This window comes from Pseudomonas sp. TE3-3-F2023, assembly GCF_036784815.1.
In the GTDB taxonomy this organism is placed as follows: domain Bacteria; phylum Pseudomonadota; class Gammaproteobacteria; order Pseudomonadales; family Pseudomonadaceae; genus Aquipseudomonas; species Aquipseudomonas pudica.
This window is the reverse complement of record NZ_CP145113.1, coordinates 4,405,404-4,425,748: the sequence shown is the minus strand read 5'-3', so window position 1 is coordinate 4,425,748 and position 20,345 is coordinate 4,405,404. Positions and strand designations below refer to the sequence as shown.

Here is a 20,345-nt window from a genome sequence, read left to right as displayed (position 1 = left end):
GAAGCACCTGGGGCGACTGCGCATAAGTGTGTTTCGTCAAGGGACTTGATGTCAATCTGCCGCGATCGGTCGAGATAATGCCAAATTGCCTTCATTCGAGACGGGTCACCTCACAGCCCGAAGAACCACGGCACCATCAACACGGTCACCAGCATCACCAGTACGGTGAACGGCACGCCAACTTTGACGAAATCGGCGAAGCGGTATTGCCCTGGGCCCAATACCAGGGTGTTCACCGGCGATGACACCGGGGTCATGAACGCCGCCGAGGCGGCCAGCGCTACGGTCATGGCAAACGGGTAGGGTGACATGCCCAGCTGCGTGGCGGTGCTGACGGCCACGGGTGCCATCAATACTGCAGTGGCCGTGTTGGAGATGAACAGGCCGATCACCGCCGTGACTGCGAACAGGCAGGCAAGGATGGCGCTGGGGCCGGCACCGCCCAGCACGCTGACCAGGCCGCCCACTGCCAGGTCGATGCCACCGGTCTTCTGCAGTGCCTGTGCAAAAGGCAGCATACCGACGATCAGCACCAGGCTTTGCCAGTGGATGGCCCGGTAGGCGCTGTTCATGTCGATGCAGCGGCCTGCGCCCATCAGCAGGCAGCCGATCAGCGCGGCAATCACATTGGGTACCGCGCCGCTGACCATCAGCCCGACCATCACCGCCAGGCTCAGCAACGCCTGTGGTGCGCGGGTGCGGGCCGGCGCGACCAGGTCTATTTCCGCAGGCAGGCTCAGGACCAGGAAGTCCTTGGGCTTGCTTTGCAACTGGCGCACGGCTTTCCACGGGCCAACTACCAGCAGGGTGTCGCCCAGGCGCAGCTTTTCCTCTACCAGCTGTTCTTCGATCGCCACCTGCTCGCGGCGCAAGCCGACCACGTTGAGGTCGAAGCGAGTGCGGAAGGCCAGGTCGAGGATACTCTTGCCGAGCAGTTTCGAACCTGGTGGCAGCATGACCTCGGCCATGCCCAGCTCCTGGGACTGGTCGATGAAGTAGGCGGCCTTGAAGTGCAGCGGCTCCAGTTGCATGGTCTGGCACAGGCTGCGCAGGTCGTCGCGGTTGGCGAACAGGTCGAGCAGCAGTACATCGCCCTGGTGCAGCACGGTGCTGGAGTCGGCGGCGATCACCCTCGTGGTGAACTTGTGCTGGCGCTCGATGCCGATCACGTTGGCGCCATGTCGGGTGCGCAGCTCCAGCTCACCCAGGGTATGACCGATCAGCGGTGAGTGGGGACGGATGCGCAGGCGCCGTTCACGGCCGTTGAGCTTGTAGTCCAGCACCAGGTCCAACAGGGTGCGGCGGCTTTCCACGCGGCCGTCCTTGCGCACTTCGCCATTCAGCCAGTGTCGGGTCAACAGCATGTAGCCGATGCCCAGCACCAGCACCACCAGGCCGAACGGGGTGAAACTGAAGAAGCTGAAGCCCACTTCGCCATGGCGCACCAGCTCGCTGTGCACCACCACGTTGGGCGGTGTGGCCACCAGGCTGAGCATGCCGCTGATCAGGCCGGCGAAAGCCAGCGGCATCATCAGGCGGGCGGGCGAAAGCTGCAGGCGTGCGGCGATGCTCAGCACCACCGGAATGAAAATGGCCACCACGCCGGTGGAGCTCATCATTGACCCCAGCCCCGCCACGGCCACCATCAGCAGCACCAGCAGGCGCGCCTCGCTGTTGCCGGCCCGCTCGCTCATCCATTCGCCGATACGGTAGGCAATGCCGGTGCGCACCAGGCCTTCACCGATCACGAACAGGGCGGCGATCAATACCACATTGGGATCACTGAAACCGGCCAGCGCCTGCTCCACGGTGAGGATGCCCGATAGCGGCAGGGCGAGGATCACCAGCAGCGCGACCACGTCCATGCGTGGACGGTTGATGACGAACAGGGTGATGACGATGGCCAGCAGGCCGAGGACCCAGAGCAGCTCTTGGTTCATGGGGAGGGGGTGTTCCTTCACACGGGGGCACGATAGACAGTAGCAGCCAGTGTGCCGGATTGTGCTGAAGGAGGTGTTGATGTGCTGCAAGAAAAGGGGCTGCACAGCAGCCCCGGAGTCACCCGATCAGTGACGGTGGCGGTGACGGTGCTTGCCATTGTTGTCGCCCAGGTGGTTGCCGATGGCACCACCGGCTGCGCCACCCAGGCCGGCACCCACGGTGGAGCCGGTCCTGCCGCCTACCGCGCCGCCCAGCAGCGAACCGCCGGCCGAACCCAGGCCACCGCCGATGGCTGCTTCGGTACGGTTGCCCTTGCGTGCACCTACCGCACTGCCGGCTGCGCCGCCGAGGCCGGCGCCGATGGCCGCCCCCGTCTTGCCGCCGATCTGTTGACCGACAACGTTACCCAGAACACCACCCAGGCCACCGCCAATGGCGGCGGTACCGTCACCGGCGAAAGCGCCCTGGCACAGCAGCAGGCCGAGGGCAAGGGAAGGCAGAGTCAGACGCATGATACGAACCTCAAAGGAATCATCAGGTTAAGGTGCCGCGCAACGGGCGGCTGGCCAGGGTTGAAAAAGACGCTTCAGCGGTAATAGCGGTCACCACGATAGCGACGATAGTCATCATCATCGTCGTCACGGTCATGCCGATGGTGGTGGCGATGGTCACGATCACGGTCACGCCAGCCATCGTCGTCGTCATGATAGCGATGGCTATGGCACCCTGCGGTCAGCAGGACAACGGCAATCAGCGAAAGGCTTGCAAGACGGGTCATCACGATATAGGTCCTTGATCCGCAAAGGTTTACGGCACACCTTCTGAGACTGGAAAGGATCCATTTGGTTTCGCTGGCAGGCAAAAATTTGTCGTGCCAGCGATGAGCGGCGGGCAGAGTTTGGAATCAGTGGGTTGGCTGAATCGCCAGAACCACGCCGTTGGTGATCTGCACCAGCACGTAGCGCCCCCCCATGTTTACCCAGTGGCTTTCCTTTTCCGGTGCGGGCAGGCCCTTGGCTTTCCAGTCCTTGATTGCCTGGTCATCCCGTTTGTATTGGTCCGGTGCCTTGTCGCCGACCTTGAGTTCGCGGTTGTGGGTTTCTGGCGCGGTGATGCTTTCTTCGCTGGAGGGAGCTGCGGTAGCAGCGAGAGGCAGGCAGGTAAGGGCGGCGAACAGCAGGTAGTGCAATTTCATGACGATCTCCTTGTGACGGAATGCCTTATCTGCGACAGCCTCCTGCGCGCGACAATTCACTCTCGATGCTTGCCAGTGCTAGAGTCGCCTTCTTTTTTACCCTGAGGATGGAACATGCGTGCGATTCTGCCGATGGCCGTGGCGCTGATGCTGGTCGGTTGTGCTTCTGCGACCATGGAAACGGCCCGCGGCGGCAAGCCGACCGCGCAGCTCGACTCGCACAAGGCGCCGGAACTGGTGGCCCAGTGCATCCAGTTCAGCTGGCAGGAAGAGAAGGTGTTCGGAGACGACGCCAGTGGTTATCTGGAACCACGCAAGCAGGGGGGCTTCACGGTATATACCCGTGAGGCGGAGGCATTCGTGGATGTGTACCCGCAGGCGGGTGGGGCGCGGGTGGATTACTACGCGCAGAAGAACGACGGTGTGGCCCTGCAGCGCCGGGCGGCGGCGGCGACCTGCCTGTAACGTCAAAACACATTCCCCTGTGGGAGCGGGTTCACCCGCAAATGCGTCGGTACATCAACACCGCATTCGCGGGTAAACCCGCTCCCACAGTGAACGCACCAGCTTTACAATTTTTAGCAATGCAGTCCTGTCGCAGGGAGATTGGTGGGGGCTAGCATGAGCCCCCACGAATCAAGGAAGACACCATGGACCGCTCATTGCAACTCAACCGCGCCAGCTGGGATGAACGTGCCCCGCTGCACGCTGCTTCCAACGACTATGAAGTCGAACGGCTCGTCCAGCATCCCGAGCACCTTTCCGACACCGTACGCTTCGACCTGCCATTGCTCGGCAATATCGACGGGCTCAACGTCGTCCACCTGCAGTGCCATATCGGCACCGATACCCTCTCGCTGGCGCGCCTTGGCGCCAAGGTCTGTGGCCTGGACTATTCCGCGGCTTCGCTGGCCGAGGCGCGTGCGTTGGCCCAGCGCTGTGCGGCACCCATCGCGTATGTCGAGTCCGATGTCTACGCCGCCGACAAGGTGCTGCCGGCTGACACGTTCGACCTGGTCTACACCGGTATTGGCGCGCTCTGCTGGCTGCCTCGCATCGAGCCGTGGGCGCGTACGGTCGCAGCCCTGCTGAAGCCCGGCGGGCGGTTGTTCCTGCGCGATGGGCACCCGATGCTGATGGCGGTCAACGAAGACCACCAGGACCGCCTGCAACTCGAATACCCGTATTTCGAGCACGAAGAACCGACGGTGTGGCACAACGACCAGACCTACGTCGAAACCGAGCAACGCCTTTCCCACACCGAAACCCATGAGTGGAACCACGGCCTGGGCGAGGTGATCAGCGCCTTGCTGGCCCACGGCCTGCAGCTGACCGCCCTGGTCGAGCACCAGAGCATCCCCTGGGAGGCGCTGCCGGGGCAGATGGTCAAGGGCGATGACGGTGAATATCGCCTGCGCGAGCAGCCCGCACGCCTGCCCCTGAGCTACACCCTGGTGGCAGTAAAAGTCTGATCAGGACAGGTAGCCACCGTCGACATTGAGCGCGGTACCGGTGGTGTAGCTGGAAGCATCGCTGGCCAGGTACAACACGGCACCGGCCATTTCCTTGGGGTCGGCCACGCGCTTGAGCGGGATATGCTGCAGCGCGGCATTGAGAATGGCGTCGTTCTTCACCAGTGCCGAAGCGAACTTGGTGTCGGTCAGGCCCGGCAGCAGGGCGTTGCAGCGAATACCGAACGGCGCGCACTCCTTGGCGAAGACCTTGGTCATGTTGATGACCGCCGCCTTGGTCACCGAATAGATGCCCTGGAACAGGCCGGGTGAAACCCCGTTGATCGACGCCACGTTGATGATGCTGCCGCCGCCTTGTTCGCGCATCAGCTTGCCGGCCTCGACTGACATGAAGAAGTAGCCACGGATGTTCACGTCCACGGTCTTCTGGAAAGCACCCGGGTCGGTATCCAGCACGTTGCAGAACTGTGGGTTGGTAGCTGCATTGTTGACCAGGATGTCGAGCCGCCCGAACTGTTCGCGGATGACGGCAAACACATGCTGGATCTGCTCCAGTTCACCAATGTGGCAAGCCACTGCCGTTGCCTTGCCGCCGGCGGCGATGATGGCTTCGGCCACCTGCTGGCAACCGTCGAGCTTGCGGCTGGACACGATCACGTGGGCGCCTTGCTGGGCCAACAGGTGGGCGATGGCCTCGCCGATGCCACGGCTGGCGCCGGAAACGAAGGCAATCTTGCCGTCGAGGTCGAACAGGTGGGTCTTGGACATGTTTTTTTCCTTGTTATCCGTCGTCGAGGTCGGGGCTCAGAGGCTGGACTTGGCAATGACCTGCAAGGTCATCTGTTCCAGCAAGCGGTTCATGTGGATGAACTGGGCGAAGCGCTTGTCCTGGGTCTGGCCGTGGTAATAGCGGTAGTAGATCTGCTGGACGATGCCGGCCAGGCGGAACAGGCCATAGCAATAGTAGTAATCGAAGTTGTCCAGGCGGATGCCGGCGCGCTCGGCGTAGTAATCGACGAACTGGCGGCGGGTGAGCATGCCCGGCGCGTTGCTCGGCTGGCGACGCATCAGCTGCACCGGCGCCGGGTCGTCGGCCTCGATCCAGTAGGCCAGGCTGTTGCCCAGGTCCATCAGCGGGTCGCCGAGGGTGGCCATTTCCCAGTCCAGCACACCGATGATGCGCATGGGGTTGCCGGCATCGAGGATCACATTGTCGAAACGGTAGTCGTTGTGCACGATGCCGGGCCGCGGGTGGTCGGCGGGCATTTTCTCGTGCAGCCAGGCGGTCACCTGTTCCCAGCGCGGGGCGTCGGGGGTCAGGGCCTTTTCATAGCGGCTGGTCCAGCCCTCGATCTGGCGCTGCACATAGCCTTCCGGTTTGCCCAGGTCGGCCAGGCCGCAGGCGTTGTAGTCCACCTGGTGCAGTTCCACCAGCCGGTCGATGAAGCTCTTGCACAGGGCTTCGGTGCGGTTGGCGTCAAGGTCCAGTTCGGCTGGGATGTCGGAGCGCAGGATGATGCCCTTGACCCGCTCCATCACATAGAACTCGCCGCCGATAAGGCTGCTGTCGGTGCAATGCACATAGGCCTTGGGGCAGTAGGGGAAGCCGCTGTTCAGTTGGTTCAGGATGCGAAACTCGCGGCCCATGTCATGGGCCGACTTGGCCTTCTGCCCGAACGGCGGACGGCGCAGCACGAAGTCGCGGCCTGGGTAGCTGACCAGGTAGGTGAGGTTGGAGGCGCCGCCAGGGAACTGGCTGATGCTCGGCAGGCCATCCAGGCCGGGGATATTGGCCTTTAGGTAAGGGTCGATGACAGCCGCGTCGAGTTCTTCGCCGGGGCGTACCTGGGTGGACTGGTCGGTGAGCGTCATGCGTTTTCCTTATTCTCGATCGCAAGGACTATTGGCTAATCTAATGGTCGGCCGGTGATGGGACAAGCGTGCCAGATGGCATATAGGTGAGGGTGTTGCTGCCTGATCAACTGCCTTGATAAGGCGACTGGCTTGCCGGCATAGGGCCCGAACAGGCGGGCAAAAAAAAACCGAAGCCGGTCAGGCTTCGGTTTTTCGATCATCCGCTATTTCCAGCCCTCAGGACGGGAACAGCTCGCTGAGCTTCATCGACAGCATCATGTCACCTTCGACGCGCAGCTTGCCGCCCATGAATGCCTGCATGCCATCGGTTTCGCCGCTGACGATACCCTTCAGGGTTTCGCTGTCCATCACCAGGGTGCAGTTGGCATCCGGGTTTTCGCCTTCCTGCAGGTCGCAGGTGCCATCCTTCACGATCAGTGCGTAGTGCTTGCCTTCGTCGGTGATGTTGAAGCCGAACACCAGGTCCAGGCCGGCGGCAGCGGATGGGTTGAACTTCTCTTGCATCTTTTTAACGGCATCAGCTACGGAGGTCATGGCGCATTCCTTATAGAGTGATTTACACGTCCCCGCAGGGACACAACAAGCCGGGCTCATCGATAGGTGACAAGCTCCGGCGCCCTCAACAGCTGCACATGGGCCTGGCTGTTGAAGGAGGCCAGTGCCACGTCGCGGCCGCGGAACTTCAGCTGGCTGAGCGACGTGTTGATGATCTGCCAGTTCAGCGCGAACGCCTGGCCGGGGGTAATACGGGTAACCAGGTGGAGCAGGGCGGCAATGGTGCCGCCCGAGGTGAAGATGGCGATATTGTCGCCGCTACCGGCGGCATCCAGTACACGCTGCAGGCCGCCTTGCACCCGAGCGGTGAACGCCTGCCAGGTCTCCAGGCCATCGTCGGCATGTTCGCCATCGTGCCAGCGCTGCACCATCAGTGCGAAAAGGCGCTGGAACTCGCTGCGGTGCTGCGCGCCATTGCGCAGGATGTGCAGGGCGTCGGGCTCCTGCGGCAGCAGCCCTGGTAACAGCGCACGGATCACCCCATCGGCATCGAACTCATTGAATGCTGTATCGGTCTCAACAGCCGGCACCGGGCAGCCATTGGCGCGCAACGCTTCCAGGGCCAGGCGCGCGGTATCCTGCTGTCGGCGCAGATCGCCTGCCACGCAGCGGTCCAGCCGCAAACCGAGCTGGGCCAGGTGCTCACCCAGGGCCTGGCTCTGGCGCACGCCCACGGGCGAGAGGACATCGTAGTCATCGGCGCCGAAGGAGGCTTGGCCATGTCGTATCAGGTAGAGATTGCCCACGAAAGGTTCCGGCCTGTTGGAGGTTGCTGCGAGGTTAGGATGCGGCACACGGGCTGTCAACGAAAAAACATACAAGCGTTTGAAAAGGTTGTTTGAAAGGTGTTGCCAGCGTTTGCCACGGCTGGCAGCACCTCAGGCGCAACGGTATGCTTGCTACAGTTACGCGCCGTAGTGGCGCATGTCTTTAAGGAGTCAATGTGGAGTTTCTTGCTGAATACGCAAGCTTTCTCGCCAAAACCGCCACCCTGGTCATCGCCATCCTGATAGTGCTGTCGGCTATCGCCGGGCTGCGCGGCAAGGGGCGGCGCAAATCGGGTGGGCAATTGCAGGTCACTCGCCTGAACGAGTTCTACAAGGACCTGCGCGAGCGCCTGGAATCCGGCCTGCTCGACAAGGCCCAGCTCAAGGCCTTGCGCAAGCAGCAGGCCAAGGCGGAAAAGCGGCAGAAGAAGGGCAAGGCCGAGGAAAAGGGCCGGGTCTTCGTGCTGGACTTCGATGGCGACATCAAAGCTTCTGCCACCGAAAGCCTGCGCAACGAAATCACCGCGCTGCTGACCCTCGCCACCCCGCGTGACGAAGTTGTGCTGCGCCTGGAAAGCGGTGGCGGCCTGGTGCACAGCTACGGCCTGGCCGCATCGCAGCTGGCGCGCATTCGTCAGGCCGGCATCCCGTTGACCGTGTGCATCGACAAGGTGGCCGCCAGCGGCGGCTACATGATGGCCTGCATCGGCGAGAAGATCGTCAGCGCACCGTTCGCCGTACTGGGTTCCATCGGCGTGGTGGCGCAACTGCCCAACGTGAACCGCCTGCTGAAGAAGCACGACATCGATTTCGAAGTGCTGACCGCCGGTGAATACAAGCGCACCCTGACGGTGTTCGGCGAGAACACCGAGAAGGGCCGGGAGAAGTTCCAGGAAGACCTGGACATCACCCACCAGCTGTTCAAGGACTTCGTTGCCCGCTATCGCCCGCAGCTGCATATCGACGAAGTGGCCACCGGCGAAGTCTGGCTGGGCGTTGCGGCACTCAACCGCAAGCTGGTGGACGAGCTGCAGACCAGCGACGAGTACCTCAGCGAACGCGCGCGCAACGCCAACCTGTTCCATTTGCACTACGCCGAACGCAAGAGCCTGCAGGAGCGAATCGGCATGGCTGCCAGTGGCACCGTGGAGAACACAGTGGTGGGCTTGTGGAGTAAACTCGGCCGCCTGCGCTAACACCTTGAACCCGTTGAAATTTTTTTTCGTTCAGGGGGTTGCAAGGTTAAAGGAATGAAGACATAATGGCGCCCATCGAAACGCAGCAAACTTTGAAAAAGGTTCAGCGTTTCAAGGAGATAGCGAAGCGCAAGCTGCTAGATCCGACCTTTGAGGCCGAGTAGCAAAGTGGTTATGCTCCGGATTGCAAATCCGTCTACGCCGGTTCGATTCCGACCTCGGCCTCCACCATTCGAAAGCCCCGCAGATTGACGTCTGCGGGGTTTTTCTTTGTGGGTAAAAAAATCCAAGTGTTTCGAAATAAAAGGCATGGAGTTCCGAAACTTAAACCTTTCGAGCGCTTGGCGATAGCGCCGACGCGGCGGTAAAGGCGCTCGGTGATTCCCTCTTTCGAGTGTCCCAGCAGCACGCTCGCATCGCTCAGATCGTGAGTTTCAGAGGATTTGTTCGCGCTCAAGCAATCGGCTGCCTATGACCGGCTGATGCAGATGGTGGACGACATAAATGTGCGCTGGGGAGGGGGACGATGCGAGCCGCCATCGTGCCGGCGACACCGGACTGGGGGATGGGGAGGGAAACGATGAGCCAATCCTATGCAACGCGGAACAATCAACGTGGACCGTCAAATGTTAAGCCTGCCATCGGCCTGTCTGGCCCAACTCAATGATCAGCCCGCTCTGATAGCCGATCCGGATGGCCGAGCCGGGATGCTTACCGAGCTCGCGATTTCCGCACCGACGCGGGGACGTTGATGCGGGGCAGTTGGCCGACATGCTGGAGTTTGCCGAGGCGGCTAGGCTGTGGCCGCTGATTGAGGATGAAGGGGCAGCTTGAGCCGCTCGATGCTCCCAGCGGCTAGGGAGCGTTAGTTGCCGGTCGTGAATGGCTGATTTCGACCCAGAGCGAACATCTGTAGCCGGGGCCGCTTCGCGACCATCGCCGGCAAGCGCGGCTCCCACAGGTACAGCGCATGCCTGAAGGCTGGTGATGTTCCTGTGGGAGCTGGCTTGCCGGCGATGAGGCCTGCACTGACAAAAGAGCTCTGGATCAGTGTTCGCTCCGGGTCGAAAGCTGCCTTACGTGACAGGCCGCTATCGACCCATAGCGGCCGCTCAGCAGTGGGCAGACGTCCATTCAACATCGCTAGGCTTTGGCAGTATTCCTTTGGCAGCAACTGACTTTGAGCCTTTTATCAAACGGTTCCCTGTTCTCAACAAGGTCGCGTATAGCGTTTGCGGTATTCCGCAGGGGTAACGCCCATATGACGGACGAAAGCTCGGCGCAATGTGTCTGCGTTAGCAAATCCACACATGGCAGCTACCTGCTTAGGCGCGTCATTTCCAGCCTCCAGCCGTTCGCGAGCAGCATTCACCCTCGTCTGTTCCACCCACGCTGCCGGCGTCATGCCCACATCATTTCGAAAGATCCGGGCGAAATGCCTAGGGCTTACGCCCATACGCTCTGCCAGATTCGCAACCCCATGATCCAGAGCCGGATTGGCAGCGACATACCGCTGCAACGCCTGTAGAGCAGAGCGCCCTGTGGGTGAGGTAGATCCTTGGCGACTGAACTGCATCTGCCCACCGGTTCTTTTGAAGTACATGACCAGGTGGCCTGCTACGTCCTTCGCAATCTCATCGCCCAAATCCTCCTGTACCAACGTAAGCGCAAGGTCCAGCCCAGCCGTTACACCCGCAGCTGTCCTCAAGTTTCCATCATGAACCTGGATGGCATCCGCCTCCACGGTGACTTGGGGGTATCTCTCAGAGAGAGGCTGCGCCACAGCCCAGTGGGTAGTGACCCGGCGGCCATCAAGTAACCCCGCAGCTGCAAGCGCAAATGCGCCAGTGCACACAGAACCGAAGCGCCTGCTCATCGGAGCACGCTGACGGAGCCAATCCAGAATCCCTGATCGAAGGTACTGATCGGCGGCTTGAGGGGTTCCGGCTATCAGCAAGGTATCAATTGCATCAATCTCCTCTCCGATCCAAGCATCAGGAATTAACCGGGTCCCCGAAGAGCTCACCAACGGTCCAGGTTCACAAGCGAGCAGAAGCAATCGATAGGCTTGATACCCAGCTTGCCGGTTGGCTTCCGCGAAGACGTCCAACGGGCCGCAAGCGTCGAGAAGCTGAACCCCTGGCATGCCCAGGATGGCGAGAGTTATTTGGGGGCGAGGCATGACGGCTCCTAAAAGCGTGGGCAGGGCGCCCAGGTCCGATACCGGCTGACAATGGCAGAATATGACGTAACAAGTCAATTGATGACATTTAGTGTGGCACTCAGACTGGAGTCCTCACTCACCCTCCTAGGATCTCAAGATGACTAACGCTATTGCTGGCATTCACGTGCCTGACAGTTCGATGGCCCGAGAAATCACCGAGCTGGTTCGGGACACCGCTTCGCCCCTCCTTTTCCATCATTCGAGCCGGGTCTTTTATTTCGCATCGCTCGCCGGTAAGCGACTGGGCCTGAAGTACGACGACGAGCTTCTCTACGCTGGCTGCATGTTCCATGACATGGGCCTTACCCACCAGCACAGCAGCGATTGCTGCCGTTTCGAGGTCGATGGAGCGAATGCTGCGCGTGATTTCCTGGAAGGTCATGGCGTCAACGAGCGCGACATAGAGCGCGTATGGACTGCAATTGCACTTCACACCACTCCAGGCATTCCGGAACATATGCACCCGCTCATTGCATTGGTCACTGCTGGAGTGGAGACCGATGTTCTCGGGTTGCACCATGAAGGACTCAGCGCTGACGACCGGGACGCCGTCGTTCTTGCACATCCTCGTGGCGATCAATTCAAAGAAGCGATTATCCAGACGTTCTACAACGGCATCCGCCACAAGCCGCATACGACATTCGGCAACGTCAAGGCTGATGTGATCGCCGACAAGGAGCCTGGCTTCCAGCCTGGTAACTTCTGCAGCATCATTCGCCAGTCCTGCTGGCCAAGCTAAATGAAAGGGGCCGCATTTGCGGCCCCTTCGTTTGACTAAGGCGAAATCTTGGCAACAACGATCAGGCGAGTAGCTTAGCTCCTAGCCCAACGAACAATGCCCCTATAGCGCGATTAAGCAGCAGTGCCTTGGTCTGGCTTGTCTTCAGTTTCCGTCCCAAGGCACCAGCAAACCACACGACACCACTCGCCCAGATACCTGCAGTAACTGCGAAATAAATTCCAAGCACTAGATATGCCGCGGGCTTATGAACACCCTCAGGATCGACAAATTGAGGAAAGAATGCGAGGTAGAACAGGATCACTTTCGGATTCAGGACGTTTGTGAGGAAGGCCTGTGTGAACAACCTGCGATATGAAAGCGAAGCGTGTAACCCACCGCCCTCCGCTGAAACCGACGGCTTGCTGAGTATCAGCCTGACGCCCTGATAAGCGAGGTACAAGGCACCGAGAATACGCACAGAATCAAATGCGGCTGGAACCGCCGCGATCAGTGCACTGAATCCTAAAGTGCTAGCAAGCGTGTGAACCAGACAACCCGCCGTTATACCTAACGCCGAGATGAGGCCAGCCCCCCTACCATGGGCAAGGGTGCGTCCGACAACATAGGCTGTGTCGGGCCCTGGGGTGGCATGGAGTGCGATGACAGCGGCGGCAAAAAAGGGAAAATTGATGATGTCCATGGGCGATAGCTTTATTCACAAATGAAAACGCCACGAACAAGGTTCGTGGCGTTTTAGGGATCAATCAGTTGATCGAGTCGCCCAGCACTTCGACGATCCGGTCAGCGATGTACTGGACGTGCGTCTCCAGTGCGAAATGCCCGGTATCCAACAGCTCGACGACGGCATTCGGGTTGTCCCGCTTGAAGGCTTCGGCTCCTGGTGGGATGAAGAAAGGATCACCCTTGCCCCAGATCGCCAGGGTCGGCACCTTCGTGGTTCGGAAGAACTGCTGGAATTCAGGATACAGCTTCAGGTTGTTCTGATAGTCATAGAACAAGTCGAGCTGAATCTCTTTGTTGCCCGGCCGCTCAAGCAGAAGGGCATCGAGGTAGTAAGACTCAGGGGCAATTTGGCTAGGATCACTTACCCCCTCCACATACTGCCAGCGGGTCCCCTCCAGATGCAGAATTGCATCGTTGATGACTTGGCGGCTTTCCGGCAGGCCATCTTCCCAGTACTTACGGATCGGTGCCCAAGCCTCTCCAAGACCCTCCAGGTAAGCATTGCCGTTCTGGGAAATGATCGCACTGACACGTTCCGGATGTGCAAGAGCCAAGCGCAAGCCAGTCGGCGCACCGTAGTCGAAGAAGTACATCGCGTAGCGCTTGAGGCCCAGCTTCTCGACGAAATCGCCGATCGTCTTACCGATCGCATCGAAGGTGTATACGTACTCCCGCTCGGCTGGGACTTCGGTGAAGCCGAAGCCAGGCAGATCGGGAGCAATGATCCGATAACGGGATGCCAGCAGAGGGATCAGATCACGGAACTGGTGCGATGAGCTCGGGAAGCCGTGCAAAAGAAGGAGGACAGGAGCGTCAGGAGCACCGGCCTCTCGATAGAAGACACGGACGCCATCAGCTTCGGCGAATTTGAAAGCGACATTGGTGTGCTTGGACTGGGTCATTGCTTTAGCTCCTGTAACTGGTTTGGTTGGTTTTAGCGGTTACGTGGCTTCATTTTGCACAGCTTTTGTAACTAGTCAAATCTTTTTTATAGGTTACAATCACTGAAGACACCCAAAGGAGGCCTTATGACCCCCCCTAATCCTGCAGCTAACCTTCCGGCGCCCTACGTGCTGGCAGACCACCCGGCGCTCGACCTTCTCAATACTGTGATGATGGTGGACGGACAAAAGACGGACCTTTTGAACAGTGATGAGCAAGCCTTTACATGGCTGGCTCAAGCTGGATTTGGTCCTGCATCTTTACCGTCAGCGAAAGGCGGAGTGCTCCTATCGAACCTCCGCACTCTGCGGGATGCGGTTGAAGTCCTTGTTCATGCACGGCGCGAAGAACGCGACGCCGACCCTTCGGTGCTCAACAGTTTCTTGCGTGATGCCGTACCGCAGTTGATATGGGGTGCTCACCAACCAGAGCTGGACCGTTTTCATCACAAAGATGAATCCAGCCGCCAGCTCGCCAGGTTGGCGTACTCAGCAGCAGAGCTGCTGGCAGAAGGTGATTTCAGTCTTGTCAGGAAATGCGAGAGCCCGGACTGTTCACTCATGTTCTATGACCGAACCAAATCTCATAAGCGACGCTGGTGCAGCATGGCCTTGTGCGGGAACCGTCATAAGGTGGCTGAGTTCCGAAAACGCCGCCAAGGCCAAGCGGGATGAATCAGCTCAGCAGCAGGTCTCGCAACGATTTGAAGGCCGGGGTGTTGTAGCCAGCACGGCAAACCAACTGGGTATCAATCTGCATAATCGGATGCAGCGTCAGGTTCGTCGTGCCGCCAATCAGTTCTAGTACAGAACGCGGCACGATGCCAAAGCACGACCCGGCCGTCACACATGCCAATATCCCGTGATACGACCCTAGTTCCTGCACCTTCAAAGTTCGAAAAGGCCGCCCATTCCCGCTGTTGAACCACTGCTCGGCGATTTGGCGGTATGAACAGCTGGAGGCGAAACCGCCTAGTGTCGTCAACGACACATCATCGGGCCCATTCACTACCGGATGACCTTCAGGCAACACCAATACGAGTTCTTCGGTGAAGACTGGGAGGCTCTCAATTTCAGGCGGGAACGGCTCTGCTTCCCAACGCCCATCCTTGAGGGAAGAGGGTTGTGCGACCAACGCACAATCCACACGCCGCTCCATCACAGCATCAAGCATTCGCCCCGTCGGTCCGGTTGTAACGGTCAACTCCACCTCTGGATGCTCGCGGTGAAAGCGAGCCAGTTTCTGTGGCAGGCGACTGGCAGCAGTACTTTCCATTGTCCCCAGGCGCAGTAGGCCAGCCGGGCGATCGGGATGCATGGACTGCTTCGCTTGTTCTGTGAGCGCAAGAATCTGCTGAGCGTAGACAAGGAACTCCTGGCCCCGCTCGGACAGTTTCATGCGTTTTCCATCACGCAGGAAAAGCTCAACACCCAGTTCGTCCTCAAGCTGCCGGATCCTGGTCGTGACGTTCGACTGCACGCGATTAAGGGCCGCGGCCGCTCGCGTCACGCTTTGCGCTTCCGCTACAGCACGAAAAATTTCCAATACCGCCAGATCCATCAATCACCTCAAATCTCTTGCGGAGAACGTATTGCAAGAAATATTCTCCATGGGAGATAGTAAGTCAAGCTCATGGTAGGGCCTGACGAGATAACAGAGGTAAACGCGATGCCAAACCCGCTGCAGTCGCTTCTTGAGATCGAAATCCCTGTCATCCAGGCCCCCATGGTCGGGGTCTCAACGCCCAAATTGGCCGCAGCGGTTTCCAACGCAGGCGGACTGGGGTCAATCGGCATTGGAGCCAGTTCGGTAGAGCAAGCTAGGGAAATGATCCGCGAGACCTTTAGGCTGACGGACAAACCGTTCAACGTGAACGTTTTTTGTCATCGCCCCGCTGAGCGCGATGAGGATTCGGAACAAGGCTGGCTTCGCGGTCTTGCACCTCTTTTTGCCGAATACAACGCTGATCCGCCAAGCTCGCTGAGAGAAATCTACACCTCCTTCGTAGAAGATGTACCGATGCTGCAGATGCTCTTGGAAGAGCGGCCTGATGTAGTCAGCTTCCATTTCGGTCTTCCTCCCCAGTCGATGATCAATGCACTCAATGCAGCCGGAATCGTGACGATGTGCTCCGTCACAAACCTCGATGAGGCGCAGTTGGCTGAGCGCGCTGGCGTGCATGTGCTCGTAGCCCAAGGTATCGAGGCCGGGGGCCACAGAGGAGTCTTCGAGCCGGCGAACGATGATGCGATCGGTGTCATGGCATTGGTTCGGTTGCTGACATCGCGATGCAAATTACCAGTGATAGCGGCCGGCGGAATTATGGATGGGGCAGGGATCAAAGCTGCAATGGCGCTCGGCGCTTGCGGTGCGCAGCTTGGCACAGCCTTTATCCTCTGCCCTGAGACATCCGCAAACGCTGCCTACCGGGAAGCAATGAAAAGCCATCGCGCGTATCACACCCAGGTTACCAGTGTGATTTCTGGGCGACCTGCCCGGGGCATGGTCAATCGGAACTTCACGGATCTACCTTCGGAGCACGCCTCTATACCGGCATATCCCGTCACCTACGATGCTAATAAAGCTCTGAATGCCGCAGCAAACGCGCAAGGTAATTTTGATTTCGCGGTGCAATGGGCGGGGCAGGGGGCTCCGCTTGCTAGGGAAATGCCAGCAGCAGCTTTGATCAAGTTGCTAGCGGCTGAAATCAACTGTGAGCATTGAACGAGGAGCGGGTATGTCATCCAAGATTCAGTTGTACGTCGATCATTTGTTCGCCAGCCCCTACTCCATGTCGGTATTTGTCGCCTTGGTGGAGAAAGGTCTGGATTTTGACATCATAAACATCGACATCGACGCTGGTAAGCAGAACAGCGCTGAATACGCCAAGCTATCGATCACGCGCCGTGTGCCCATGATCATTGATGACGGTTTTGCATTGACTGAATCTTCAGCCATTACCGAGTACTTGGATTATGTTTACCCCGACGGGCCTTTGTATCCTCGTGCTCCCCGTGCTAAAGCACGTGCTCGGCAACTTCAGGCATGGATACGCAGTGATTTCATGCCCATTCGTGAAGAGCGCTCCACTGCTGTGATCTTCTACCGACCAACCAACAATCCGCTATCCGAAAACGCCCAACAGGCCGCGCATCGGCTATTCGAAGCGATCGATCCGCTGATAGAAGATCCAGAGGCCAATCTCTTTGAGGAGTGGAGCATCGTCGATGTTGACCTGGCTCTTCTTCTGAATCGGATGGTCATGAACAGTGACGATGTACCACCGAAGCTAGCCGCCTATGCGAAAAATCAGTGGAAACGGCCATCGGTAGTCCAATGGACGGCTCAAGCTCGGCCTGATATTGACTGAGCCCGCCTGGGCCTAGCCTTCATGAGTGCCCGCAGAGGCATTCATGAGGCAACATTCGGAGACGCCCCATGCACCGCCCAGACAGAACATTTCCCTGACGGCATGGATGGTAGTCGGCCTAGGTTTCATCACCAGTGGGGTCATTGAGACCCATTTACTACCCTACGCAGCGATGTGTGGGTTCGCACCCGTACCCAGCGCAACGGCTGCTTCGGGCTTTTGCTGGTTATTGGTGACAGCTATGAACTGTTGCTGGCATTCGCCGTCTTGTTTGGCATTTTTGACTACTCCACGGTTCCGGTCACGGCGAGCCTAATGGGTAGCCGGTTGGGTCTACGGAATTTAGGGCTATCGCTTGTTCTACTCTCTGCCGGGCACGCGATCGGCGATGCATCCGGCGCATTTTTCAGAGGGTGGATATTCGATCACACGGGTGAGTACGTTACCTTATGGTACGTCTCCATCATGCTTGCCGGCCTGGCAGCAGCTTTGATCATCCTATTGAAAGAAGAGAGGGAGCCTGCCGGTACCATTCAGGCTCAGGACGCTTAGTTTTCAGGCACTGAGCGAGACCCCAGCTATTCGCTTCCCTTCATAGCGTCCACTTCCAATTCAAACATGTCAGTACAGGAAAGCCTCTTAGCCTCAGCTACTTCCGCTTGAAGGCTTCACGACGAGACTCGCGTTCGTCGAGAAAACGATCGCTGATCAGCGCTTCCAAGTCCTTGCGTTCCACAGCGTCGCCGCAGTGAGGACAAACGCTGGCCACCCCCACATCAAGGCCGCAGGCGCGGTGCACGAAATGCACGGCCAACCCCTCATCCGGGTTCTTGCACCACTTCTCGCCCCAAGCGCGTAGCGCGTAGATCACGGGATAGAAGTCCCAGCCCTTGTCGGTCAGATGATATTCGTAGCGCAGAGGCTTTTCGCTATAGGGCCGGCGTTCGACCAGACCGTTCGCCTCCAGCGCTTTCAGGCGCGAAGTCAGCATCTGGGGCGTAGCCGTGGTCTGGATCTGCATTTCCTCGAAGCGTGTCGCGCCCATGTACAGCTCACGCAGGACCAAAATGGTCCATTTGTCGCCCACCAAATCCATCGAGCGTGCCACCGGGCACACCGTATCGCTTGTCACGTCCAGCATCGACATCACGCTGCTTTCTCCGTAGAAACTATTGTTTTCATAGTAACGCAGCGAGATTAACCATGTTGCATGGATTAACGCTCAAAGCCTCATCCTCGTTGACACTATGATTTTCATAGTTAATATGAAGCCTCTGCGGCATGCGCTGTCGCAGCGCGGCATTTGCCGGTAAAGCAAACGTCCCAGAACGCCTCTCTCACCTGGAGCACCATTATGACCCATCCTGTGTATGCCTCGGAGCGGACCGCTCTGCTGCTGGTCGACCCCTACAACGACTTCCTGTCCGATGGCGGCAAGCTTTATTCCATGCTCAGAGGCGTTGCGGATGAAGTGCGACTGCTCGACAACCTGCGCATGACCGTTGCCGCCGCGCGAGCACAAGCAATTCAGGTGTACTACGTGCCTCATAGGCGCTGGCAGCCCGGCGACTACACCCGCTGGGATCACCCCAATCCCACCCAGCGCCTGATCCAGGAACGTCACACCTTTGCCAAGGGGTCCTGGGGCGGCGAATGGCATCCCGACTTCGTGCCACAGGAGGGCGACATCATCATCCAGGAACACTGGGGACAAAGCGGGTTCGCCAATACCGACCTCGATTTCCAGCTGAAGCAACGAGGCATAACACATGTAATCGTCGTAGGCCTGCTGGCGAACACCTGCATCGAATCGACCGCACGCTTCGCCATGGAGTTGGGTTATCACGTCACGCTGGTCCGCGATGCGACTGCCGCTTTCAGCAAGGAAATGATGCACGCGGCGCACGAACTGAACGGGCCGACGTTTGCGCACAGCATCGTCGACACCTGCGGGCTCGTGCAGACTTTGCAACAGTAGTGAAGGAGCTGCGTCATGTCTGCCTCTTGCGCATCACCAATGGGAGTTTCCAGCCGCCTTGTCACGCTTATGGCTCTGTGCTGCGCGCTGGCGGTCTCGACCATCTACTACCATCAGCCGCTTCTGCCGCAGATGGCAGCGTCGTTTGGCATGGCGCCGACACAGGCCGGCCTGGTCGCCACGCTGACGCAGCTTGGCTATGCGCTAGGCCTGCTGTTCATCGTGCCACTCGCCGATTGCCGACAACCACGCCAACTCGCGCTGCTGGCTATCGCGGGAAATGCCGTTGCCTTACTTCTTTGCGCGGTATCACCGACTTTCATGATGCTGTACATAAGCAGCCTTCTGGTCGGGGTGACGGCGATTACTGCGCAGCTCATCATTCCCTGTCTGTCGGGGTTGGCCACTCCGGCTGAGCGAGGTCGAATCGTAGGGAGCCTGCTCAGCGGCCTCTCGGCAGGCCTGTTACTGGCCCGCATGCTCGGGGGCTTCGCCGGTGCACATGTGGGGTGGAGAGTCGTCTTCGTGCTGGCCTCGCTCAGCGATGTCCTACTGCTGTTCATCGTTGCCAAGCGCCTGCCCGCCACCGCGAGTCTGCAGACGATAAGCTACGGGCGGCTCTTGGGTTCGTTAGGCAGCCTGGTCAAACAGGAAAGCGTGCTGCGTTACTGCGCGGCGAGCGGCCTATTTATGTTCGCTGCATTCAGTGCGCTGTGGGCTTCGCTTGCCGCGCTATTGGCACAACCTCCATACGGACTCGACTCTGCTACCATTGGTCTCTTTGGCCTGGTCGCGTTGTTGGGCATCGTTGCGTCACCTTGTATTGGCACGCTGACCGATCGCCTGGGCAGACACACCATGGTTCTAGCCGGCGCGATGACCCTCGTCCTGGGCTTCGCATGCATTGCAGCGGGCGGGCAACATCTTGGCTGGCTGATCCTCGGCATGGTGCTGCTGGACCTGGGCAATCGTGCTGGGCTGGTTGCCAACCAGGCACGCGTATTCACCCTGGGGACCGAGGCCAGAAGTCGGCTAAATACCGTATTCATGGGGTCGTATTTTCTGGGGGGAGCGATCGGCGCCGCATTGGGGAATTATGGCGTGCACGAGGCCGGCTGGATCGGCCTTGCCGCGGTTGGCATTCTGCTGTCTTTAGCGGCCACAGTTATCAATGCGCTTGCACCCCGTGAATTGAGCTCGACGATGGGCGAGGTTCGCCTCTGAGCGATTAAAAGACGACTGGACAGCGCATCTTTTGCTGGTTTGCTTAGGCTTCCAGCCATGCCGTAAGCTGGCATTCAACTCCCAGGCTGGGGCAACACTCATCCAAGAATCGAGGCATCCAATCCGCTTGGCTCCCCATTA

Annotated in this window: 23 protein-coding genes, 1 tRNA gene and 3 pseudogenes; 13 read left to right on the top strand and 14 right to left on the bottom strand. The window is 59.1% G+C overall.

Annotated features, from left to right (window positions below):
* Window positions 1–110: 110 nt before the first annotated feature.
* The 4 genes from V3314_RS20465 to V3314_RS20450 form a co-directional block, all read right to left on the bottom strand.
* Window positions 111–1,940 carry an SLC13 family permease gene (locus V3314_RS20465; RefSeq protein WP_085599332.1) on the bottom strand — a complete coding sequence of 610 codons (1,830 nt, stop codon included), beginning with the start codon at window positions 1,938–1,940 and terminating at the stop codon, window positions 111–113.
* A 126-nt stretch (window positions 1,941–2,066) separates the two neighbouring features.
* A complete protein-coding gene (locus tag V3314_RS20460; RefSeq protein ID WP_046614872.1) occupies window positions 2,067–2,453 on the bottom strand; it encodes a glycine zipper domain-containing protein in 387 nt (128 codons plus the stop codon).
* 74 nt (window positions 2,454–2,527) lie between these two features.
* Window positions 2,528–2,719 carry a hypothetical protein gene (locus tag V3314_RS20455; protein ID WP_003257401.1) on the bottom strand — a complete coding sequence of 64 codons (192 nt, stop codon included), beginning with the start codon at window positions 2,717–2,719 and terminating at the stop codon, window positions 2,528–2,530.
* A gap of 126 nt (window positions 2,720–2,845) precedes the next feature.
* Window positions 2,846–3,136, bottom strand: coding sequence for an RcnB family protein (locus V3314_RS20450; protein WP_046614874.1), 291 nt, complete (start codon window positions 3,134–3,136; stop codon window positions 2,846–2,848).
* 114 nt (window positions 3,137–3,250) lie between these two features.
* On the opposite strand from V3314_RS20450, the gene V3314_RS20445 reads away from it, so the two are divergent.
* The gene (locus V3314_RS20445; RefSeq protein WP_085599328.1) at window positions 3,251–3,601 is read left to right on the top strand and encodes a hypothetical protein; all 351 of its coding nucleotides are present in this window, start codon (window positions 3,251–3,253) and stop codon (window positions 3,599–3,601) included.
* Window positions 3,602–3,786: 185 nt separating this feature from the next.
* A complete protein-coding gene (locus V3314_RS20440) occupies window positions 3,787–4,608 on the top strand; it encodes a class I SAM-dependent methyltransferase (RefSeq protein ID WP_196188008.1) in 822 nt (273 codons plus the stop codon).
* Here V3314_RS20440 and V3314_RS20435 read toward each other — a convergent pair whose 3' ends face one another.
* The 4 genes from V3314_RS20435 to V3314_RS20420 all read right to left on the bottom strand — a co-directional run bounded on the left by V3314_RS20435 (window position 4,609) and on the right by V3314_RS20420 (window position 7,784).
* Window positions 4,609–5,376: an SDR family oxidoreductase gene (locus V3314_RS20435; RefSeq protein ID WP_338459570.1), complete on the bottom strand. Its 768-nt coding sequence runs from the start codon at window positions 5,374–5,376 to the stop codon at window positions 4,609–4,611.
* Between the two features lie 36 nt (window positions 5,377–5,412).
* Window positions 5,413–6,480: a phosphotransferase family protein gene (locus V3314_RS20430; protein ID WP_046614878.1), complete on the bottom strand. Its 1,068-nt coding sequence runs from the start codon at window positions 6,478–6,480 to the stop codon at window positions 5,413–5,415.
* 219 nt (window positions 6,481–6,699) lie between these two features.
* Window positions 6,700–7,017, bottom strand: a complete 318-nt coding sequence (locus tag V3314_RS20425) for an SCP2 sterol-binding domain-containing protein (protein WP_046614879.1) — start codon at window positions 7,015–7,017, stop codon at window positions 6,700–6,702.
* A gap of 56 nt (window positions 7,018–7,073) precedes the next feature.
* Window positions 7,074–7,784, bottom strand: a complete 711-nt coding sequence (locus V3314_RS20420) for a histidine phosphatase family protein (protein WP_046614880.1) — start codon at window positions 7,782–7,784, stop codon at window positions 7,074–7,076.
* Between the two features lie 197 nt (window positions 7,785–7,981).
* Here V3314_RS20420 and sohB point away from each other — a divergent pair, with 197 nt between their 5' ends.
* Both sohB and V3314_RS20410 read left to right on the top strand, forming a co-directional pair.
* The gene (gene sohB / locus V3314_RS20415) at window positions 7,982–9,001 is read left to right on the top strand and encodes a protease SohB (RefSeq protein WP_023662815.1); all 1,020 of its coding nucleotides are present in this window, start codon (window positions 7,982–7,984) and stop codon (window positions 8,999–9,001) included.
* Window positions 9,002–9,155: 154 nt separating this feature from the next.
* Window positions 9,156–9,229, top strand: a tRNA-Cys gene (locus tag V3314_RS20410).
* Window positions 9,230–9,332: 103 nt separating this feature from the next.
* Here V3314_RS20410 and V3314_RS20405 read toward each other — a convergent pair.
* Window positions 9,333–9,443, bottom strand: a pseudogene (locus V3314_RS20405) (integrase); the annotation flags it as partial.
* Here V3314_RS20405 and V3314_RS20400 point away from each other — a divergent pair.
* Both V3314_RS20400 and V3314_RS20395 read left to right on the top strand, forming a co-directional pair.
* Window positions 9,436–9,634, top strand: a pseudogene (locus tag V3314_RS20400) (DUF4113 domain-containing protein); the annotation flags it as partial. The pseudogenes V3314_RS20405 and V3314_RS20400 overlap by 8 nt on opposite strands.
* A pseudogene (locus tag V3314_RS20395) lies at window positions 9,628–9,835 on the top strand (hypothetical protein). The pseudogenes V3314_RS20400 and V3314_RS20395, both read left to right, overlap by 7 nt.
* A gap of 376 nt (window positions 9,836–10,211) precedes the next feature.
* On the opposite strand, the gene V3314_RS20390 reads toward V3314_RS20395, so the two are convergent.
* Window positions 10,212–11,147 carry a helix-turn-helix domain-containing protein gene (locus V3314_RS20390; protein WP_230386289.1) on the bottom strand — a complete coding sequence of 312 codons (936 nt, stop codon included), beginning with the start codon at window positions 11,145–11,147 and terminating at the stop codon, window positions 10,212–10,214.
* 175 nt (window positions 11,148–11,322) lie between these two features.
* Between V3314_RS20390 and V3314_RS20385 the strand changes: the two genes are divergently transcribed.
* Entirely contained in the window at window positions 11,323–11,964 is a 642-nt protein-coding gene (locus V3314_RS20385; protein WP_064303491.1) for an HD domain-containing protein, read from the top strand.
* A gap of 61 nt (window positions 11,965–12,025) precedes the next feature.
* Here the strand turns inward: V3314_RS20385 and V3314_RS20380 are convergent, their stop codons facing one another.
* Window positions 12,026–12,646: a LysE family translocator gene (locus tag V3314_RS20380; RefSeq protein ID WP_338459569.1), complete on the bottom strand. Its 621-nt coding sequence runs from the start codon at window positions 12,644–12,646 to the stop codon at window positions 12,026–12,028.
* Between the two features lie 64 nt (window positions 12,647–12,710).
* Window positions 12,711–13,592, bottom strand: coding sequence for an alpha/beta hydrolase (locus V3314_RS20375; RefSeq protein ID WP_003290584.1), 882 nt, complete (start codon window positions 13,590–13,592; stop codon window positions 12,711–12,713).
* Window positions 13,593–13,718: 126 nt separating this feature from the next.
* On the opposite strand from V3314_RS20375, the gene V3314_RS20370 reads away from it, so the two are divergent.
* Window positions 13,719–14,306 carry an ABATE domain-containing protein gene (locus tag V3314_RS20370; protein WP_135002307.1) on the top strand — a complete coding sequence of 196 codons (588 nt, stop codon included), beginning with the start codon at window positions 13,719–13,721 and terminating at the stop codon, window positions 14,304–14,306.
* Between the two features lies 1 nt (window position 14,307).
* On the opposite strand, the gene V3314_RS20365 is transcribed toward V3314_RS20370, so the two are convergent.
* A complete protein-coding gene (locus V3314_RS20365; RefSeq protein ID WP_046614883.1) occupies window positions 14,308–15,192 on the bottom strand; it encodes a LysR family transcriptional regulator in 885 nt (294 codons plus the stop codon).
* A gap of 108 nt (window positions 15,193–15,300) precedes the next feature.
* Here V3314_RS20365 and V3314_RS20360 point away from each other — a divergent pair, with 108 nt between their 5' ends.
* The 3 genes from V3314_RS20360 to V3314_RS20350 all read left to right on the top strand — a co-directional run bounded on the left by V3314_RS20360 (window position 15,301) and on the right by V3314_RS20350 (window position 17,554).
* Window positions 15,301–16,356, top strand: coding sequence for a nitronate monooxygenase (locus V3314_RS20360; RefSeq protein WP_322492617.1), 1,056 nt, complete (start codon window positions 15,301–15,303; stop codon window positions 16,354–16,356).
* Between the two features lie 13 nt (window positions 16,357–16,369).
* The gene (yfcF, locus tag V3314_RS20355; RefSeq protein WP_338459568.1) at window positions 16,370–17,002 is read left to right on the top strand and encodes a glutathione transferase; all 633 of its coding nucleotides are present in this window, start codon (window positions 16,370–16,372) and stop codon (window positions 17,000–17,002) included.
* Window positions 17,003–17,176: 174 nt separating this feature from the next.
* Window positions 17,177–17,554 (top strand): hypothetical protein, encoded by a 378-nt coding sequence (locus tag V3314_RS20350; RefSeq protein ID WP_135002305.1) that lies wholly within the window; start codon window positions 17,177–17,179, stop codon window positions 17,552–17,554.
* 97 nt (window positions 17,555–17,651) lie between these two features.
* On the opposite strand, the gene V3314_RS20345 is transcribed toward V3314_RS20350, so the two are convergent.
* Window positions 17,652–18,149: a helix-turn-helix domain-containing protein gene (locus V3314_RS20345; protein WP_046614886.1), complete on the bottom strand. Its 498-nt coding sequence runs from the start codon at window positions 18,147–18,149 to the stop codon at window positions 17,652–17,654.
* A gap of 207 nt (window positions 18,150–18,356) precedes the next feature.
* Between V3314_RS20345 and V3314_RS20340 the strand changes: the two genes are divergently transcribed.
* Together V3314_RS20340 and V3314_RS20335 are read left to right on the top strand one after the other, a co-directional pair.
* On the top strand, window positions 18,357–18,980 hold the full coding sequence (locus V3314_RS20340; RefSeq protein ID WP_046614887.1) for an isochorismatase family cysteine hydrolase: 624 nt from the start codon (window positions 18,357–18,359) through the stop codon (window positions 18,978–18,980).
* A gap of 15 nt (window positions 18,981–18,995) precedes the next feature.
* Window positions 18,996–20,204, top strand: coding sequence for an MFS transporter (locus V3314_RS20335; RefSeq protein ID WP_046614888.1), 1,209 nt, complete (start codon window positions 18,996–18,998; stop codon window positions 20,202–20,204).
* The last annotated feature ends 141 nt before the right edge of the window (window positions 20,205–20,345 follow it).

What these genes read in the sequence shown, in the direction of transcription:
- V3314_RS20465 (WP_085599332.1), bottom strand. Translation starts at nt 1,940, where the DNA reads ATGAACCAAGAGCTGCTCTGGGTCCTCGGCCTGCTGGCCATCGTCATC.
- V3314_RS20460 (WP_046614872.1), bottom strand. Translation starts at nt 2,453, where the DNA reads ATGCGTCTGACTCTGCCTTCCCTTGCCCTCGGCCTGCTGCTGTGCCAG.
- V3314_RS20455 (WP_003257401.1), bottom strand. Translation starts at nt 2,719, where the DNA reads ATGACCCGTCTTGCAAGCCTTTCGCTGATTGCCGTTGTCCTGCTGACC.
- V3314_RS20450 (WP_046614874.1), bottom strand. Translation starts at nt 3,136, where the DNA reads ATGAAATTGCACTACCTGCTGTTCGCCGCCCTTACCTGCCTGCCTCTC.
- V3314_RS20445 (WP_085599328.1), top strand. Translation starts at nt 3,251, where the DNA reads ATGCGTGCGATTCTGCCGATGGCCGTGGCGCTGATGCTGGTCGGTTGT.
- V3314_RS20440 (WP_196188008.1), top strand. Translation starts at nt 3,787, where the DNA reads ATGGACCGCTCATTGCAACTCAACCGCGCCAGCTGGGATGAACGTGCC.
- V3314_RS20435 (WP_338459570.1), bottom strand. Translation starts at nt 5,376, where the DNA reads ATGTCCAAGACCCACCTGTTCGACCTCGACGGCAAGATTGCCTTCGTT.
- V3314_RS20430 (WP_046614878.1), bottom strand. Translation starts at nt 6,480, where the DNA reads ATGACGCTCACCGACCAGTCCACCCAGGTACGCCCCGGCGAAGAACTC.
- V3314_RS20425 (WP_046614879.1), bottom strand. Translation starts at nt 7,017, where the DNA reads ATGACCTCCGTAGCTGATGCCGTTAAAAAGATGCAAGAGAAGTTCAAC.
- V3314_RS20390 (WP_230386289.1), bottom strand. Translation starts at nt 11,147, where the DNA reads ATGCCAGGGGTTCAGCTTCTCGACGCTTGCGGCCCGTTGGACGTCTTC.
- V3314_RS20385 (WP_064303491.1), top strand. Translation starts at nt 11,323, where the DNA reads ATGACTAACGCTATTGCTGGCATTCACGTGCCTGACAGTTCGATGGCC.
- V3314_RS20380 (WP_338459569.1), bottom strand. Translation starts at nt 12,646, where the DNA reads ATGGACATCATCAATTTTCCCTTTTTTGCCGCCGCTGTCATCGCACTC.
- V3314_RS20375 (WP_003290584.1), bottom strand. Translation starts at nt 13,592, where the DNA reads ATGACCCAGTCCAAGCACACCAATGTCGCTTTCAAATTCGCCGAAGCT.
- V3314_RS20370 (WP_135002307.1), top strand. Translation starts at nt 13,719, where the DNA reads ATGACCCCCCCTAATCCTGCAGCTAACCTTCCGGCGCCCTACGTGCTG.
- V3314_RS20365 (WP_046614883.1), bottom strand. Translation starts at nt 15,192, where the DNA reads ATGGATCTGGCGGTATTGGAAATTTTTCGTGCTGTAGCGGAAGCGCAA.
- V3314_RS20360 (WP_322492617.1), top strand. Translation starts at nt 15,301, where the DNA reads ATGCCAAACCCGCTGCAGTCGCTTCTTGAGATCGAAATCCCTGTCATC.
- yfcF (WP_338459568.1), top strand. Translation starts at nt 16,370, where the DNA reads ATGTCATCCAAGATTCAGTTGTACGTCGATCATTTGTTCGCCAGCCCC.
- V3314_RS20345 (WP_046614886.1), bottom strand. Translation starts at nt 18,149, where the DNA reads ATGTCGATGCTGGACGTGACAAGCGATACGGTGTGCCCGGTGGCACGC.
- V3314_RS20340 (WP_046614887.1), top strand. Translation starts at nt 18,357, where the DNA reads ATGACCCATCCTGTGTATGCCTCGGAGCGGACCGCTCTGCTGCTGGTC.
- V3314_RS20335 (WP_046614888.1), top strand. Translation starts at nt 18,996, where the DNA reads ATGTCTGCCTCTTGCGCATCACCAATGGGAGTTTCCAGCCGCCTTGTC.